Below are 15129 nucleotides of genomic sequence, written 5' to 3' on the forward strand. Positions count from 1 at the left end.
CTCGCACCCACTCGCACCTGCCTGAGCGGCCAGAAGCCTGAAGGAGTACGTCATGACGAAGACCGTCAACCACTGGATCGGCGGCAAGACAGTGGAGGGCACGTCGGGCCAGTACGGTCCCGTCACGGACCCCGCCACCGGCGCCGTCACCACACAGGTCGCGCTCGCCTCCGTGGAGGAGGTCGACGCGGCCGTGGCGGCGGCGAAGGCCGCGTACGCGACGTGGGGCACCTCCTCGCTCGCCCAGCGCACCACCGTCCTCTTCCGCTACCGCGCGCTGCTCGACGCCCATCGCGACGACATCGCCGCGCTGATCACCGCCGAGCACGGCAAGGTGCACTCGGACGCGCTGGGCGAGGTCGCCCGCGGTCTGGAGATCGTCGAGCTGGCGTGCGGGATCACCACCCAGCTCAAGGGCGAGCTGTCCACCCAGGTGTCCAACCGGGTCGACGTCTCCTCGATCCGCCAGTCGCTGGGCGTCGTCGCGGGCATCACGCCGTTCAACTTCCCGGCCATGGTGCCGATGTGGATGTTCCCGCTGGCCATCGCCTGCGGCAACACGTTCGTGCTGAAGCCCAGCGAGAAGGACCCCTCGGCCGCCAACCTGCTGGCCGAGCTGGCCTCGGAGGCCGGCCTCCCGGACGGCGTCCTCAACGTCCTGCACGGCGACAAGATCGCCGTCGACGGCCTGCTGAACCACCCCGACGTGGCCGCCGTCTCCTTCGTCGGCTCCACCCCCATCGCCCGCCACATCCACGCCACCGCCTCCGCCAACGGCAAGCGCGTCCAGGCGCTGGGCGGCGCGAAGAACCACATGCTCGTCCTCCCGGACGCCGACCTGGACGCGGCCGCCGACGCGGCGGTCTCGGCGGCGTACGGCTCCGCCGGCGAGCGCTGCATGGCGATCTCCGCCGTCGTCGCGGTCGGTGCGATCGGCGACGAACTGGTCGCGAAGATCCGTGAGCGCGCCGAGAAGATCACGATCGGCCCCGGCAACGACCCCGCCTCCGAGATGGGCCCCCTGATCACCGCCGCCCACCGCGACAAGGTCGCCTCCTACGTCACGGGCGCCGCCGCCCAGGGCGCGGAGGTCGTCCTGGACGGCACCGGTCACACGGTCGAGGGCTTCGAGGACGGCCACTGGATCGGCCTCTCCCTCCTGGACAGGGTCTCCACCGACTCCGACGCGTACAGGGACGAGATCTTCGGCCCGGTGCTGTGCGTGCTCCGCGTGGACACCTATGAGGACGGCGTCGCCCTCATGAACGCCTCGCCGTTCGGCAACGGCACCGCGATCTTCACCCGCGACGGCGGGGCGGCCCGCCGCTTCCAGCTGGAGGTCGAGGCCGGCATGGTCGGCGTGAACGTCCCGATCCCGGTCCCCGTCGGCTACCACTCCTTCGGCGGCTGGAAGGACTCGCTCTTCGGCGACCACCACATCTACGGCAACGACGGCGTGCACTTCTACACGCGCGGCAAGGTCGTCACCACCCGCTGGCCCGACCCGGCCGACGCCCCCGCCGGCGTCGACCTCGGCTTCCCGCGCAACCACTGACCACCCCGGCCCGGGTTCCGCCCGCTCGTAGCGATGGTGCTACGGGCGGGCGGTTTTGTGTTTGTCATACCCTTTGTGGGCTCGTGGAGTGCGGGGCAAGGGGGAAACACAGGTGATTCGGGTCGTCGTCGTGGATGACGAGCTGTTGGTTCGTTCGGGTTTGCGGGCGATCCTCGGCTCGGCGGGGGACATCGGGGTGGTGGCGGACTGCGGCGGGGCGGAGGCGGCGGCGACGGTCGCGCGCCACCGGCCGGACGTGCTGCTCCTGGACATCCGCATGCCCGACGTGGACGGACTGACCGTGCTGGGGCAGATCGCCGCCCTGTCGCCGGCCCCCGCGATCGCGATGCTGACGACGTTCGACGCGGGGGAGTACGTGGAAGCCGCCCTGACAGCCGGAGCGGCCGGCTTCCTGATGAAGAACTCGTCCCCCGAGCAACTGAAGCACGCCGTGAGGGTGCTGGCGGGCGGCAGCCGCGTCCTCGCCCCCGGGGCGATGGCCCCGGTCGTCGACGGCTACCGGGCCTCCGCCACCACGCGTGACGCGGCGCGCCGGGTGGCGGGCCTGACCGAGCGGGAACGTCATGTGCTCGCCCTGGTGCGCCGGGGCCTCTCCAACCGCGACATCGCCGGGCGGCTGTACCTGGCCCACGGCACGGTGAAGGACCACGTCAGCTCGGTGCTCGCGAAGCTGGGCGGCGTCAACCGGGTCCAGGCCGCCGTCGTCGCCGACCGTGCCGGGTTGGCCGACCCGCCGGTACGGGAGCGATGAGCGCCGACGTACCGGCAGGGGTACGGCAGAGCGCCCCACAGCGGCAACTGCCGGAGCAGCGTCCGCAGCAGCAACGGCTGGAGCAGCAACCACAGCACCAAGCGCCGCCGCCGCCGCAGCAGCAGCGGCAACAGCAGCGGCCGACGCCGCAGCGACCGCCCCGGGCCTCCGGATCCGGAGCGCGGAACCTGCGGCGGCTCAGGTCGGCCGGCCTTCCGGTGGGCGTGGCCGCCCTGGACGGGCTGGTCGTCAACGCCGCCCAGGCGGGCCCGGTGCTGTGGGGCGCTCTCGCCGCCGCCGGGGCGCTCGTCCTGCGGCGGCGGCAGCCCGAACTGGCGCTCGCGGCGGGCCTCCCCGGGTTCTACCTCGGCCATCTGGCGTTCGCCCCGCTGATCGCCCTGTACTTCCTGGCGACCCACCGCCGCAGCCCGATTCCCGGGGCCGTCGGTGCGGTGCTGGTCGCGCTGGCACAGTTCCTCCCCGTCCCGATCGGGGACATCACTCTGCTCCGACTCGACCACGACACCGTGCTGGGCACGCTCGACTCCTGCGCGCTCGGCGTCGGCGCCTTCGTGCTGGGCCGGTCGGCCCGGCAGCGGCGGGAGAGGCTGCGCGAGATCACGGAGAGCAGGGAGCGTGAGCACCGGCTGCTGGCGCGCCACACCCTGGCCACCGAACGGGCCAGGCTGGCCCGGGAGATGCATGACGTCGTCGCCCACAAGGTCAGCCTCATCAGCCTGCAGGCGGGGGTGATCCAGGTCGCGGAGCCCGATGCTCCCGCGGTACGGAAAGCGGCGGGGGTGATCCGCGACCTGTCGGTGGAAACGCTCACCGAGCTCCAGCACCTGGTCGGGGTGTTGCGCGCGGACGGCGGGAACACCCGGGACCCCGCCCCGCAGCCCCGCATCGCCGACCTGGGCACGCTGGTGGAGGAGAGCGCCCTGCCCGTCGAGCTGTGCCTGGGGGACCTGGCGGGCCCGCTTCCCGAAGCCGTGGAACGTGCCGCGTACCGGACGGTGCAGGAAGCGCTCACCAACGTACGCAAACACGCCCCCGGCGCCAGGGGCGAGGTGCGGGTGGGGCTCGTCGCCGGGCGACTGCGCGTGGAGGTGCGCAACACCGCCCCCGGCGGGACAGCCGCCCCGCCGGGGCTGCCCGCCGGCGGCAACGGTCTCGTAGGCCTGCGGGAACGGGCACACCTGCTGGGCGGCTCGTTCACCGCGGCGCGGCTGCCCGGCGGCGGCTTCCTCGTCCGAGCCGAGTTCCCGGCCCGACCGTCTCTTCCGACCTGACGTTCTCTTACGACCTGACGGTCTTTCCCGGTCCGGCCGGTTTCCCGGTCCGGCCGGTTTCCCGGTCCGGCCGGTTTCCCGGTCCGGCCGGTTTTCCCCGTCCGACCGGTTTCCGCCCTGCCGTTCTTACCGGTCGGTGCGCGGGGCCGGACGGAGAAGCTCCTCCGGCAACCCGGCGTGGGCTCCGACGACCTCGATGCCGAGCAGCCGCCCCGCCTCGTCGAAGTCGAGGTTCAGGTCCGCGCCCCCGCCGGGGGTCTCGACGGTGACCTGCCGGACGGCGGCTCCGTCCGCGATGTGCTCGACCAGGGAGACGTACGCGAGGTCGTTCTCGCGGTCGTACTCGATGTACATGGGTTCCCTTCCGTTCCGCTCCACGGGAGTGGGGGTCAGTTGCGGCCGACGGACACGACGTTGCCGGCCTTGTTGACCACGACCCAGATCTTTCCGCTGACGTACTTCCAGGTACCGGCCGACTTGCCCTTGGTCTTCTTGCCGTTCTTCACGGTACGCGCGACCATTTCCTGGCTGATGCCCCGCTGGGCCATCCGCTGGGCGGCGTGCTTGGAGATGCTCTTGACGCCGGTGGAGAGCAGGAGCCGCCCGGCGACGATGGCGAGCGGGATGAACCACGCGGGGTCGGCGACCACGGGGTACGCGGTGTTCGGCCCGGGACGCACGGTCTGGACGAGCGCGCCGCCCTCGACGCGGTACTCGGTGGGCACGTCCTCGCCGTTCGCGTCCTTCGCCCAGGGCACGTCGAAGGCGCCGAGATAGGTGTCCCCCTGGCTGACCAGGATGCTGCCGTCCTCCAGATGCTCGGTCACCGCGTCGGCGGGCAGGTCGAGCGGGAACCTGTACTCGGTCGGCGCCTGTGCGTCCCGCAGCGTGACCAGGGCCCGCACCCCGTCCCGGTTCGGCTGCACCGCGAGGTCGAATCCCTCCTCGGCGTCGGCGTACACGATCGTCCCGCCGGTGCTGCGCACGGCGGCGGAGTGAGCGCCGCCGGGCAGGCCGAACCGGACGGTGTCCTCGCCGTAGGCGGACTCCACCGCCCCGTCGGCGGTGGCGGGTGCGGTGATCCGCGCGGGGTGCGCGTCGGTGGGCACCTCGGAGCGGGTGGCGCCACCCGCGAGGGCGGTCCCGGGGACGAGGTCGGCGGTCCCCGTGACACGCTCCACCGCTTCGGCGGCCTGCACGACCCGCGCGGTGGACACGCTGTCGGCCCGGGCGCCCGACGCGGTGAGCAGTACGGCGCCGGCGGTGCAGGCGGCCACGAGTATCCGGGCCGCGCCGCGGTGACGGAGGAGGGAACGATCGGTGGTGCGAGACATGTGGGTCCTTGCTGCAGGCCAGAGGGCAGGCCCCTGGGGAACGTCAACGCCGAGCAGCCTCGCAGCGGAACGGAGCCGGGGGTATCCGCCGGCCGGAGGCCCGGGCCCCCGCCGATCGGCGGGGCGACAGGCCGGCTTCCCGGGGACCGGCTTCCCGGGGACCGGCTTCCCGGGGGCCCGGTCCCCGGGGCCGGGCCGAGGGAAAACGGGGTGCCCGGGCGTGGGCGCCTCCCGCATCCTGTGACGTATGAACGCCCCGCTCCTCCCGCCCCGTTACGAGATCCGCGCCCGCCAGACAGCCACCACCGTCACCGTCTACCAGGCGTACCGCCCCGCCATCGGGCTGCCCGCCGCACGCGAGGGGCGGTTCCCCGAGGCCTGGAAGCGGGACCGGATGACCTGGATCAAGCCCAGCTTCCTGTGGATGATGTACCGCTGCGGCTGGGGCACGAAGGAGGGGCAGGAGGTCGTCCTCGCCGTCGAGATCGACCGGGGCGGCCTGGAATGGGCCCTCGCGCACGCCGAACTCTCCCACTACGTACGCCATGTGCACCCCGACGCCGCGTCCTGGAAGCGGAGCCTGCGCACCGCCCCCGCCCGGGTCCAGTGGGACCCCGAGCGCGACCTCGACCTGAACCCGCTCCCGTACCGCTCCCTCCAGCTCGGGCTGAGCGGTGAGGCCGCCCGGCGGTACGCGGACGAGTGGACCGTGTCCGTCCGCGACGTCACCCCGCTCGCGCGCGAGGTGCACGCGGCGGTCCGGGCGGGGGAGCGCGAGCGGGCCGCGGCCCTGCTGCCCGTGGAGACACCGCTCGACCTCGCCGCGCCCCGGCCGGTCCGGGGCGCTTCCCCGGTGCCGGAGATGTGACTTTCGGCAGTGCCGGAAGGCTCCCGGTCTCCGTAGCCTCTCCCTCGTGAACAGCTTCTTCCCCAGGACCAGCATCGCTCGTGGCCCCGGCCCCAGGTGGGCGGATCCAGGAGGTCTGCTGGTCCCCGCCGCGGCGGCCTTCGGCGCGCTGAGCCTGGTCGGCTGGTGGTGGGGCCTGCCGACCGCGATCGCCGCGTTCGTCGCGGGGCGGGGTCCCGGGCGAGGCAGAACCGTCGTCGTGGTCCTGGCCGGGATGCTCGTGGCCGGGGCGGTGGCGGTGGTGGTGGCGCCGTCCCTGCTCGCTCTCGGGACGCAGTTCGTGGCGGTGGTCGTCCTCGCCGTGCTGGTGCCCTGGTTCGTGGGACGGTTCTCACGGCAGTACCGGGAGCTGGTCCGGGCCGGCTGGGAGAGGGCCGAACAGCTGGAGCGGGAGAAGCGGTTGGTCGCCGAGCAGGCGAGGCTGCTGGAGCGGGCCCGGATCGCCCGGGACATGCACGACGTGCTGGGCCACGACCTCAGCCTGATCGCCCTGTCGGCCGGGGCCCTGAAGCTGGCGCCCGGCCTGGACGAGCGGCACCGGCAGGCCGCCCAGGACATCCGGGGCAGGGCCGGCGCGGCGGTGGAGCGGCTCGGCGAAGTGATCGGCGTCCTCCGCGAGGAGAGCGAGGGCCCGCCGGAGGGGCCGCGCGACGCCGACATCGCCCGGCTCGTCGGCGCCGCGGCCGCCTCCGGGCTCGACGTCGAACTGACGGTGGCCGGAGAGGCGGCGGCGGGCCTTCCTCCCGCCGTCGAACGCGCCGCGCACCGGGTCGTGCAGGAAGGCCTGACCAACGCGGCCAAGCACGCGCCGGGCCGGTCCGTGAGCGTCGAACTCTCGCACACGGCGACCGAGACCCGGGTGGTGGTCCGCGACGGAGATCCGGCGACACCGCCCGGGACCCCGGGCGAACTGTCGGCCGGGTACGGGGGCCGAGGACGCGCCGGGCACGCGGAACGTGGACGCGCCGGGTACGGGGGCGGGGGGCTCGCCGGGCACGGGAGCGGAGGGCTCGCCGGGCATGGGGAACGTGGACGTGCCGGGCACGGGAGCGGGGTGCTCGTCGGGCACGGGGGGCGCGGCCTCATCGGGCTGGACGAGCGCGTCCGGCTCGTCGGCGGCACCCTCGACCACGGCCCCCGGGACGGCGGCTTCACCGTCGACGCCCGGCTGCCCCACCACGCCCCCGCCCAGCCGGCGCCCCGGCCCGCCGCCGACGGGGTGGGCCCCGGGCCGGCCGGATACCGGCGGGCGCGGCGGCGGGTCCGCCGCACCCTGCTCACCGCGCTGGCGGTGCCGCTGGCAGCGGGCGCGGTGCTGCTCGCCGGGGTCGGGATGTGGGAGACGGTGGCCGCGTCCCGGTCCGTCCTCGACCCGCGCGACTACGCCCGGCTGCGGGTGGGGCAGGATCGGGCCGACATACGGAAGGTGCTGCCGGACCGGCAGTCGGTGGAGCGGCCGGAGCGGCCGGCGGGCGCCGGGCCGGAGGAACGAGGGGTGACGTGCGAGTTCTACGCGATGACGGCCGACCGCTTCGACGACCGGTCCGGAGACGCGTACCGGCTCTGCTTCCGGGACGGCAGGCTGGTCTCCCGCGACGCGCTGACACCGTGAGCGCCCGATGAGCCGGCCGGACGCGACCCGGGCGGCACACACGGCCCCCGCGCACCCGGCCCGGGCGGCGGACGCGACACCGCCGGTGGACGCGGCCCCCGCGCACCGGGCCCGGGCAGCGGACGCGACACCGGCGGCGGACACGGCCCGGGCGGCGGATACGAACCCGGCGGACACGGCCCGAGCGAACGCGACCCCGGGCGGGACGATCAGGGTCCTGGTCGCCGACGACGAGCCCATGATCCGTGCCGGCGTCCGCGCCGTCCTCGCCACCGACCCGGGCATCGAGGTCGTCGCCGAGGCGGCCGACGGGCGCGAGGCGGTGGAGCTGGCCCGGGCGCACCGCCCGCACGTGGCCGTCCTCGACGTACGGATGCCGGGCACCAACGGCATCGCCGCCGCGGCCGAGATCCGTCGCACCCTGCCCGCCACCGGCGTCGTCATGCTGACCACGTTCGGCGAGGACGACTACATCCTGCGGGCGCTGGGCTGTGGGGCCGCCGGGTTCCTGATCAAGTCCGGCGAGCCCGAGGAACTCGTCGCCGGGGTGCGGGCCGTGGCCGAAGGCGCCGCCTATCTGTCACCGAAGGTCGCCGCCCGCGTGGTGGCGCACCTCGCGTCCACCGGGGCCGGGGCCCTGGCCGGCCGGCGGGACGCGGCCCGGGAGCGGGTCGCCGGGCTGACGCCCAGGGAGCGCGAAGTGCTGTCGCACCTCGGCGGCGGGCTGTCCAACGGGCAGATCGCCCGGCGGCTGCACCTGGTCGAGGGCACGGTCAAGGCGCACGTCAGCTCCGTCCTGGCCCGCCTCGGCGTCGACAACCGGGCCGCGGCCGCCGTCGTCGCCCACGAGGCCGGGATCCTGCCCCCACCACCACCGCCGGAGCAGCGCTGAGACGAGCAACTCGGCCGGGCGGCCCAGCACGAGAAGCACCGAGGCGACGACCGCCCCGCCGAGCAGGACGCCGGCGATCACGTCGTGCGGGTAGTGGACCCCCACCAGGACCCGCAGCAGTGCCGCCGCCACGGCCAACGGCAGCGTCACGGCCGCGAGGCGGGGCCGCCGCACCGCCAGCCCGACCGCGAGGGCGGCGGCCAGGGTGGCGTGGTTGCTCGGGAACGACCAGTCGCCCGGCTCGGGGCACGCGGCGACCGCCCGGGCGCCGTCCACCGCCCGGCACGGACGCTCCTCGTCGACGATCAGCTTCAGCGCCTCGCTGACGGCGTACGCCACGACGGTCCCGGCGCCGACGAGCACGGCCCCCGCCACCGCGACCGTGTCCCTGCGGCGTACCGCCGTCCAGCAGACCGCGAGCAGCAGCAGGCCGAGAACGATCAGCGTGGCCTCGGAGGACAGCTCCAGCAGGTGCCCCAGCCACCCCGGACCGTCCCCGACCGCTCCCGTCAGCGACCGGTAGAGGGAGACGGAAGCTCCCTCCGTGACCTCGGTCGGCCCGGGCCGACCCAGGCCCCCGGGCGACAGCGTCCCGATCACGGCCGCCGCCGAAGCCAGCAGAGCGGCCGATCCGAACAGCCGGACGGGCCAATGGTGGTGATGTGTGTGCTTTGCCATGCGGCGAACGTACGAAGCCACGACGTCCCGGCGCGGGGGCCGAACGGCAGGAGCGGCCCCCGACGAAGGTCAGGGTTGACGCCGGGGAGCGTCCCTTCTGCCTACTCCGAGGCACCGTCCCCGAACTCCCACGTCAGCATGGTGAACCCGCCGTCGTCCCCCGCCCCCGCCGACCGGTACGTCGCGAGCGCCGCCTCGTTGCCGCCCTCCACGCCGACCCACAGGTCGTAGCACCCCCGCTCCCGGGCGATGTCCACGAGCGCCAGCGTCAGGGCCCTGCCGAGGCCCCGGCGTCGGAACGGTTCGTCGACGGCGAGTTCGTACAGACACATCTCCGTGCCCTTGTCCGGGTGCAGCATCTCGATGCCCGTCACGAAGCCGGCCGGGGCGCCGTCCACGTACGCGATCAGCAGCACATGGCCGTCCGCCGCGAGGAAGCGGGCGGCCCATTCCTCGCGGGGCGGCGCGTCGTAGAGGTGGCCGGCGGCCAGGAGTTCCCTGACGGTCGTAGCGCGGCGAATGTCCACAATGGCCTCCCGAGGCAAGGGGTCTGAAGGCATTCTGTACCGCGTCCGGAGTACGGCGGGGGCGCACCGTACCTCTCAGGGAGGCCGCCCGCCTCCCCCCGGCGGCACGCAACCGGCTCGCCTCCTCCGCTTAGGGTCGGGGGATGGAGACCTCTACTGCCCGATGGCGGCGCCTGCTGCCCCGCACACCCGGCCGGTGGGCCGCGGTCGGCGCCGCGCTCGCCGTCCTCGTGGGCGGCGGCACCTGGACCGCCGTCGCCGACGACGGCACGCCCGCCGTGCAGCGCGAGGACCGGACGCTGCGCATGGACGGGGTGCCGATCGACACCTCGTACTTCCACGCCGAAGGCTCCGGCAAGCGGCCCGCCGTGCTCATCGGACACGGCTTCGGCGGCAGCAAGAACGACGTACGGGCCCAGGCCGAGAAGCTGGCCGCCGACGGGTACGCCGTGCTGACCTGGTCGGCGCGCGGCTTCGGCAAATCCGGCGGGGAGATCTCCCTCAACGACCCGGACCACGAGGTCAGGGACGTCTCGCGGCTCATCGACTGGCTGGCGACCCGTCCCGAGGTGGAGCTCGACAAGAAGGGCGACCCCCGGGTCGGTCTCACCGGCGCCTCCTACGGCGGGGCCGTCTCCCTGCTCGCCGCCGGGCACGACGCACGGGTCGACGCCATCGCGCCCGTGATCACCTACTGGAACCTCGCCGACGCCCTCTTCCCCGACGGGGTCTTCAAGAAGCTCTGGGCCGGGATCTTCATCACCACCGGCGGCGGCTGCGAGAAGTTCGAGAAGCGGCTCTGCGAGATGTACGAGCGGGTCGCCGTCAGCGGCAAGCCCGACGCCGAGGCGATCGACCTGCTCACCGAGCGTTCGCCGTCCGCCGTCGCCGACCGGATCAAGGTCCCCTCGCTCCTCCTCCAGGGGCAGTCCGACTCCCTCTTCCCGCTCGGCCAGGCCGACGCCATGCAGAAGGCCATCAGCGCCAACGGCGCACCCGTCTCCGTCGACTGGATCTCGGGCGGGCACGACGGCGGCGACAACGAGACCGGACGCGTCGAAGGGCGCGTCGGCTCCTGGTTCGACCGCTATCTCAAGGAAGACACCGGCACCGACACCGGGCCCGCCTTCCGCGTCACCCGCACCGGAGGCGTCGACTCCACCGACGGCGCCGCCCTCCTGCGCGGCGCGAGCGGCGACACCTACCCGGGGCTGCGCAGTGGCGGCCGGGACATCGCGCTCGGCGGCGGGACGAAGACCTTCCGCAACCCGGCCGGCGCCGCACCGCCCGCCATCTCCGCCGTCCCCGGCATCGGCGGCGGACTCGCCCAGCTCTCCTCCCTCGGCGTCGGACTCTCGCTCGACTTCCCCGGACAGTTCGCCCGCTTCGAGTCCGCCCCGCTGGACACCTCCGTACGCGTCACCGGCACGCCCACCGTGCAGGTGAACGTGAAGGCGAGCGACGGCCGGGACGCGGTGCTCTTCGGCAAGGTGTACGACGTGTCGCCGGACGGCAGGCAGCAGGTGCTGCCCCACCAGCTCGTCGCCCCCTACCGGATCACCCCCGACCAGCAGGGCAAGCCGGTCGAGCTGGCGCTGCCCGCCGTGGACCACGAGTTCGACGCCGGACACCGGCTGCGGCTGGTGTTCTCCGCGACCGACCTCGGCTACGCGTCCCCGGCCGAGCCCGCCGCGTACACCGTCACCGCCGACGGACCGCTGACCGTCCCCACCGCGCCCGCCGTGAAGACCGCGGCGGCCACCCTCCCGTGGTGGACCTGGGGACTCCCGGCCGCCGCCCTCGTCATCGCGGCCGGTCTGCTGCTCACCGCCCGCCGCCGGACCGCGACGCCCGCGCCGGACCCCGCGCTGACCGACGTACCGCTCCAGATCACCGGGCTTTCCAAGAAGTACGCCAAGTCCGTCGACCGGTACGCCGTGCGCGAGCTGTCCTTCCGCGTCGACAAGGGCCAGGTCCTCGGCCTGCTCGGGCCCAACGGCGCGGGCAAGACGACCACCCTGCGCATGCTGATGGGGCTCATCGGCCCCGACGAGGGCGAGATCCGTGTCTTCGGGCAGGCCATCCGGCCGGGCGCGCCGGTGCTCTCCCGAGTCGGGGCGTTCGTCGAGGGGGCCGGGTTCCTGCCCCACCTCTCCGGGCGCGCCAACCTCGACCTCTACTGGCAGGCCACCGGCCGGCCCGCCGAGGACGCCTACATCGAGGAGGCCCTGGAGATCGCGGGGCTCGGCGACGCGCTCGCCCGTGCCGTACGGACGTACTCCCAGGGCATGCGGCAGCGGCTCGCCATCGCCCAGGCCATGCTCGGCATGCCGGACCTGCTGATCCTCGACGAGCCGACCAACGGGCTCGACCCGCCGCAGATCCGCGAGATGCGGGACGTGATGATCCGCTACGCGGCCGGCGGCCGGACCGTCATCGTCTCCAGCCACCTCCTCTCCGAGGTCGAACAGTCCTGCACGCACCTGGTCGTCATGGACCGGGGCCGGCTCGTCCAGGCCGGACCGGTCGCCGAGATCACCGGGTCCGGCGACATGATCCTGGTGACCACGGCCGAGGAGGTGTCCGAGCCGCTGGCGGAGAAGGTCGCCGCCCTGCCCGGCATCGGCTCCGCCGTCCGCACCGACGACGGGCGCGGACTCCTCGTCCGCCTCGACGGGGCCACCACCTCCCGGCTCGTCTCCGATCTCGTCCGGCTGGACGTCCCGGTCACCGGCGTCGGACCGCACCGCCGCCTGGAGGACGCCTTCCTCACCCTCATCTCCGGAGGAGCAGCATGAGCGCCCCCGTACAGCCCCCCGAGGCCCGGGTGGAGACCGAACACCCGGAGGCCCCCGGCTACCGCGCCGGGCGCACCCTTCCCCTCCGCGTCGAGGCCATGCGCCAGTTGCGCAGACGGCGCACCCTGCTGATGGGCGGAATCCTCGCCGCCCTCCCCTTCATCCTCATCATCGCCTTCGCGATCGGCGGCACGCCGGACGGCGAGGACGGCGGAGGAGGCGGGGGCGGAGGCGGCGGCCGGATCAACCTGATGGACGTGGCGACCGAGTCCGCCGCGAACTTCGCCGCCACCTCGCTGTTCGTCTCGGCCGGATTCCTGCTGGTGGTGCCGGTGGCCCTGTTCTGCGGGGACACCGTCGCCTCCGAGGCGAGCTGGTCCTCGCTGCGCTATCTGCTCGCCGCGCCCGTGCCGCGCGTCCGGCTGCTCTGGTCCAAGCTCGTCGTCGCCCTCGGCTTCAGCCTGGCCGCGATGGTGCTGCTGCCGCTCGTCGCCCTGGTGGCGGGCACGGCGGCCTACGGATGGGGGCCGCTGAAACTGCCCACCGGGGGAGCGCTGTCCGCCGGGGACACGGTGCCCCGCCTCGCGATCGTCGTGGCGTTCATCTTCGTCTCCCAACTGGTCACCGCCGGGCTGGCGTTCTGGCTGTCCACGAAGACGGACGCCCCGCTCGGCGCGGTCGGCGGCGCGGTGGGCCTCACCATCGTCGGCAATGTGCTCGACGCGGTCACCGCACTCGGCTCCTGGCGCGACTTCCTGCCCGCGCACTGGCAGTTCGCCTGGGCCGACGCCCTCCAGCCGCAGTTGGAGTGGGGCGGCATGATCAAGGGCACGGCCGTATCGGTGACCTATGCCCTGATCCTGTTCGCGCTGGCCTTCCGCGGGTTCAGTCGTAAGGACATCGTGTCCTGAACCTGATGTTCCGCCGGTTTCCGGCCGCTTCCTGTCCGCTGTTGCCGCATCGAGATGGTTCCGCAACGCTTTCGTCGACTCCGGTCGGCGACCCCGTACGTCACATTCACAGATGTCGAGGACATCGTGACGACATGGGGGTTACGGATGCAGCGGGTAAGCCGGCGACACGAGAAGCGGGCGGAAGGCAGGACGGCAGGCAGGGTGGGTGTCCGGGCGGGGGGCCGGGCGGGGGCCCTGGCGCTCCTTCTGGCGGGCGCCATGGCCCTCACCGCGTGCGGCAGCGGCGACAGCGCCTCGGACGGCACGCGCGAACTGAGTTCGGACACGCGCAACGGCCAGGGATCGACCGGCGGCGGCCAGCCCGCGCCCGACGGGGCGGCGCCCGAGAAGGGCCGGTCGGCCGCACCGACGGGCGAGTCCGGGGACGTGGCCAGGCTGGATGTCCCGCCGCCCGACTACCGCTCCACCTTCGCCCTGGACGTGGACACCGCCAGCTACGGCTACGCGCGCCGCACCCTCGGCGACGGCAGGCTGCCTTCTCCCGATGAGGTGCGCCCCGAGGAGTTCGTCAACAGCTTCCGCCAGGGGTACGAACGGCCGAAGGGCCCCGGCTTCTCGGTGCACGTCGACGGGGCGCGCATCGGCTCCGGGAAGGGCGGGGGCGGCGGAACCGGAGCCTCCGACTGGTCGCTGCTCCGCGTCGGCCTGGCCACCGAGGCCGCCCCGTCGGCCGCCGAACGGCCGCCCGCGGCCCTCACGTTCGTCGTCGACATCTCGGGGTCCATGGCCGAGACCGGCCGCCTGGACCTGGTCAGGAAGTCGCTGACCGTCCTCACCGACGAACTGCGCGACGACGACTCCATCTCCCTGGTCACCTTCAGTGACGAGGCCGAGACCCGGCTGCCGATGACCCGCCTGAAGGGCAACCGGAACCGGATCAAGGACGTGGTGGAGGAGATGCGGCCGGACCAGTCCACCAACGTCGAGGCGGGCATCACCCTCGGCTACGAGGAGTCGGTCGAGGGCCACCGCAAGGGCGCCACCAACCGGGTCGTGCTCCTCTCCGACGCACTGGCCAACACCGGCGACACGGAGGCCGACGGGATCCTGGAGAAGATCGACTCCACCCGCCGGGAGTACGGCATCACCCTCTTCGGCGTCGGTGTCGGCAGCGACTACGGCGACGCGTTCATGGAACGGCTCACCAACAAGGGCGACGGGAACACCACGTACGTCGGTGACGAGACGCAGGCCCGCAAGGTCTTCGTCGACCAGCTGCCCGCCCACCTGGAGATCCGGGCCCGCGACGCCAAGGCCCAGGTGGCGTTCGACCGGAAGACCGTGAAGCAGTTCCGGCTGATCGGCTACGAGAACCGCAAGGTCGCCGACGAGGACTTCCGCGACGACAGCGTCGACGGCGGCGAGGTGGGCCCCGGCCACACGGTGACCGCTCTGTACGCCGTACGGCTGCGCGAGGGCGCGTCCGGCACCGTGGCCAAGGCCACCGTGCGCTGGCTCGATCCCAAGACCCGCGAGGCCCAGGAGGAGACCGGAACCGCGACGACCGGGGCGATCGACGGCTCCCTGTGGGGCGGCGGGGATGCCCGGCTCCAAGTAGCGGCGGTGGCCGCCTACTTCGCCGATCACCTGCGGGGCGGCGACCTGCCCGGCGCACCCGGACTCGGTGAGCTCGCCTCGCGGGCAGCCCGGCTGGCGGAAACGACCGAGGACAGCTCCGTCACGAAGCTGGCCAAGGCCATCGGGCAGGCCGACCGGATCGAGCGGGGATCCGGAACGGACGACGAGCCGGAACCGGACGAGGGCGAGATCGGCTGAGGCGGAGGGGCC

12 protein-coding genes and 1 pseudogene are annotated in these 15129 nt (G+C 73.7%); 9 read left to right on the top strand and 4 right to left on the bottom strand.

The features are described from left to right. Positions 1 to 52 precede the first annotated feature (52 nt). The 3 genes from N7925_RS24240 to N7925_RS24250 all read left to right on the top strand — a co-directional run bounded on the left by N7925_RS24240 (position 53) and on the right by N7925_RS24250 (position 3619). Positions 53 to 1555, top strand: coding sequence for a CoA-acylating methylmalonate-semialdehyde dehydrogenase (locus N7925_RS24240; RefSeq protein ID WP_265601553.1), 1503 nt, complete (start codon positions 53 to 55; stop codon positions 1553 to 1555). A 112-nt stretch (positions 1556 to 1667) separates the two neighbouring features. Continuing rightward, positions 1668 to 2327 (top strand): response regulator, encoded by a 660-nt coding sequence (locus N7925_RS24245; RefSeq protein ID WP_274345143.1) that lies wholly within the window; start codon positions 1668 to 1670, stop codon positions 2325 to 2327. Then, positions 2324 to 3619, top strand: a complete 1296-nt coding sequence (locus N7925_RS24250) for a sensor histidine kinase (protein ID WP_274345144.1) — start codon at positions 2324 to 2326, stop codon at positions 3617 to 3619. The genes N7925_RS24245 and N7925_RS24250 overlap by 4 nt, the downstream gene beginning before the upstream one ends. Before the next feature lie 126 nt (positions 3620 to 3745). Here the strand turns inward: N7925_RS24250 and N7925_RS24255 are convergent, their stop codons facing one another. Further along, positions 3746 to 3973 carry a DUF2283 domain-containing protein gene (locus N7925_RS24255; protein ID WP_265601556.1) on the bottom strand — a complete coding sequence of 76 codons (228 nt, stop codon included), beginning with the start codon at positions 3971 to 3973 and terminating at the stop codon, positions 3746 to 3748. Positions 3974 to 4008: 35 nt separating this feature from the next. Further along, complete coding sequence (locus N7925_RS24260) at positions 4009 to 4953, bottom strand: DUF4258 domain-containing protein (RefSeq protein ID WP_274345145.1); 945 nt, start codon at positions 4951 to 4953, stop codon at positions 4009 to 4011. 247 nt (positions 4954 to 5200) lie between these two features. On the opposite strand from N7925_RS24260, the gene N7925_RS24265 reads away from it, so the two are divergent. The 3 genes from N7925_RS24265 to N7925_RS24275 all read left to right on the top strand — a co-directional run bounded on the left by N7925_RS24265 (position 5201) and on the right by N7925_RS24275 (position 8364). After that, positions 5201 to 5821 carry a DUF4291 domain-containing protein gene (locus N7925_RS24265; RefSeq protein WP_274345146.1) on the top strand — a complete coding sequence of 207 codons (621 nt, stop codon included), beginning with the start codon at positions 5201 to 5203 and terminating at the stop codon, positions 5819 to 5821. 46 nt (positions 5822 to 5867) lie between these two features. Continuing rightward, positions 5868 to 7472: a sensor histidine kinase gene (locus N7925_RS24270; RefSeq protein WP_274345147.1), complete on the top strand. Its 1605-nt coding sequence runs from the start codon at positions 5868 to 5870 to the stop codon at positions 7470 to 7472. Positions 7473 to 7680: 208 nt separating this feature from the next. Next, positions 7681 to 8364 carry a response regulator gene (locus tag N7925_RS24275; RefSeq protein ID WP_274346549.1) on the top strand — a complete coding sequence of 228 codons (684 nt, stop codon included), beginning with the start codon at positions 7681 to 7683 and terminating at the stop codon, positions 8362 to 8364. Here the strand turns inward: N7925_RS24275 and N7925_RS36200 are convergent. Next, positions 8356 to 9042, bottom strand: a pseudogene (locus N7925_RS36200) (phosphatase PAP2 family protein); the annotation flags it as partial. The gene N7925_RS24275 and the pseudogene N7925_RS36200 overlap by 9 nt on opposite strands. A gap of 101 nt (positions 9043 to 9143) precedes the next feature. Continuing rightward, the gene (locus tag N7925_RS24290; protein WP_265601560.1) at positions 9144 to 9569 is read right to left on the bottom strand and encodes a GNAT family N-acetyltransferase; all 426 of its coding nucleotides are present in this window, start codon (positions 9567 to 9569) and stop codon (positions 9144 to 9146) included. 143 nt (positions 9570 to 9712) lie between these two features. Here N7925_RS24290 and N7925_RS24295 point away from each other — a divergent pair, with 143 nt between their 5' ends. The 3 genes from N7925_RS24295 to N7925_RS24305 all read left to right on the top strand — a co-directional run bounded on the left by N7925_RS24295 (position 9713) and on the right by N7925_RS24305 (position 15117). Next, positions 9713 to 12367, top strand: a complete 2655-nt coding sequence (locus tag N7925_RS24295) for an alpha/beta fold hydrolase (protein ID WP_274345148.1) — start codon at positions 9713 to 9715, stop codon at positions 12365 to 12367. After that, entirely contained in the window at positions 12364 to 13278 is a 915-nt protein-coding gene (locus tag N7925_RS24300; protein WP_215102488.1) for an ABC transporter permease, read from the top strand. Before N7925_RS24295 ends, N7925_RS24300 begins: the two co-directional genes overlap by 4 nt. Before the next feature lie 147 nt (positions 13279 to 13425). Next, on the top strand, positions 13426 to 15117 hold the full coding sequence (locus N7925_RS24305) for a YfbK domain-containing protein (RefSeq protein ID WP_443032241.1): 1692 nt from the start codon (positions 13426 to 13428) through the stop codon (positions 15115 to 15117). Positions 15118 to 15129 lie beyond the last annotated feature (12 nt).

This window comes from Streptomyces sp. CA-278952 (assembly GCF_028747205.1).
Taxonomy (GTDB): Bacteria; Actinomycetota; Actinomycetes; order Streptomycetales; family Streptomycetaceae; genus Streptomyces.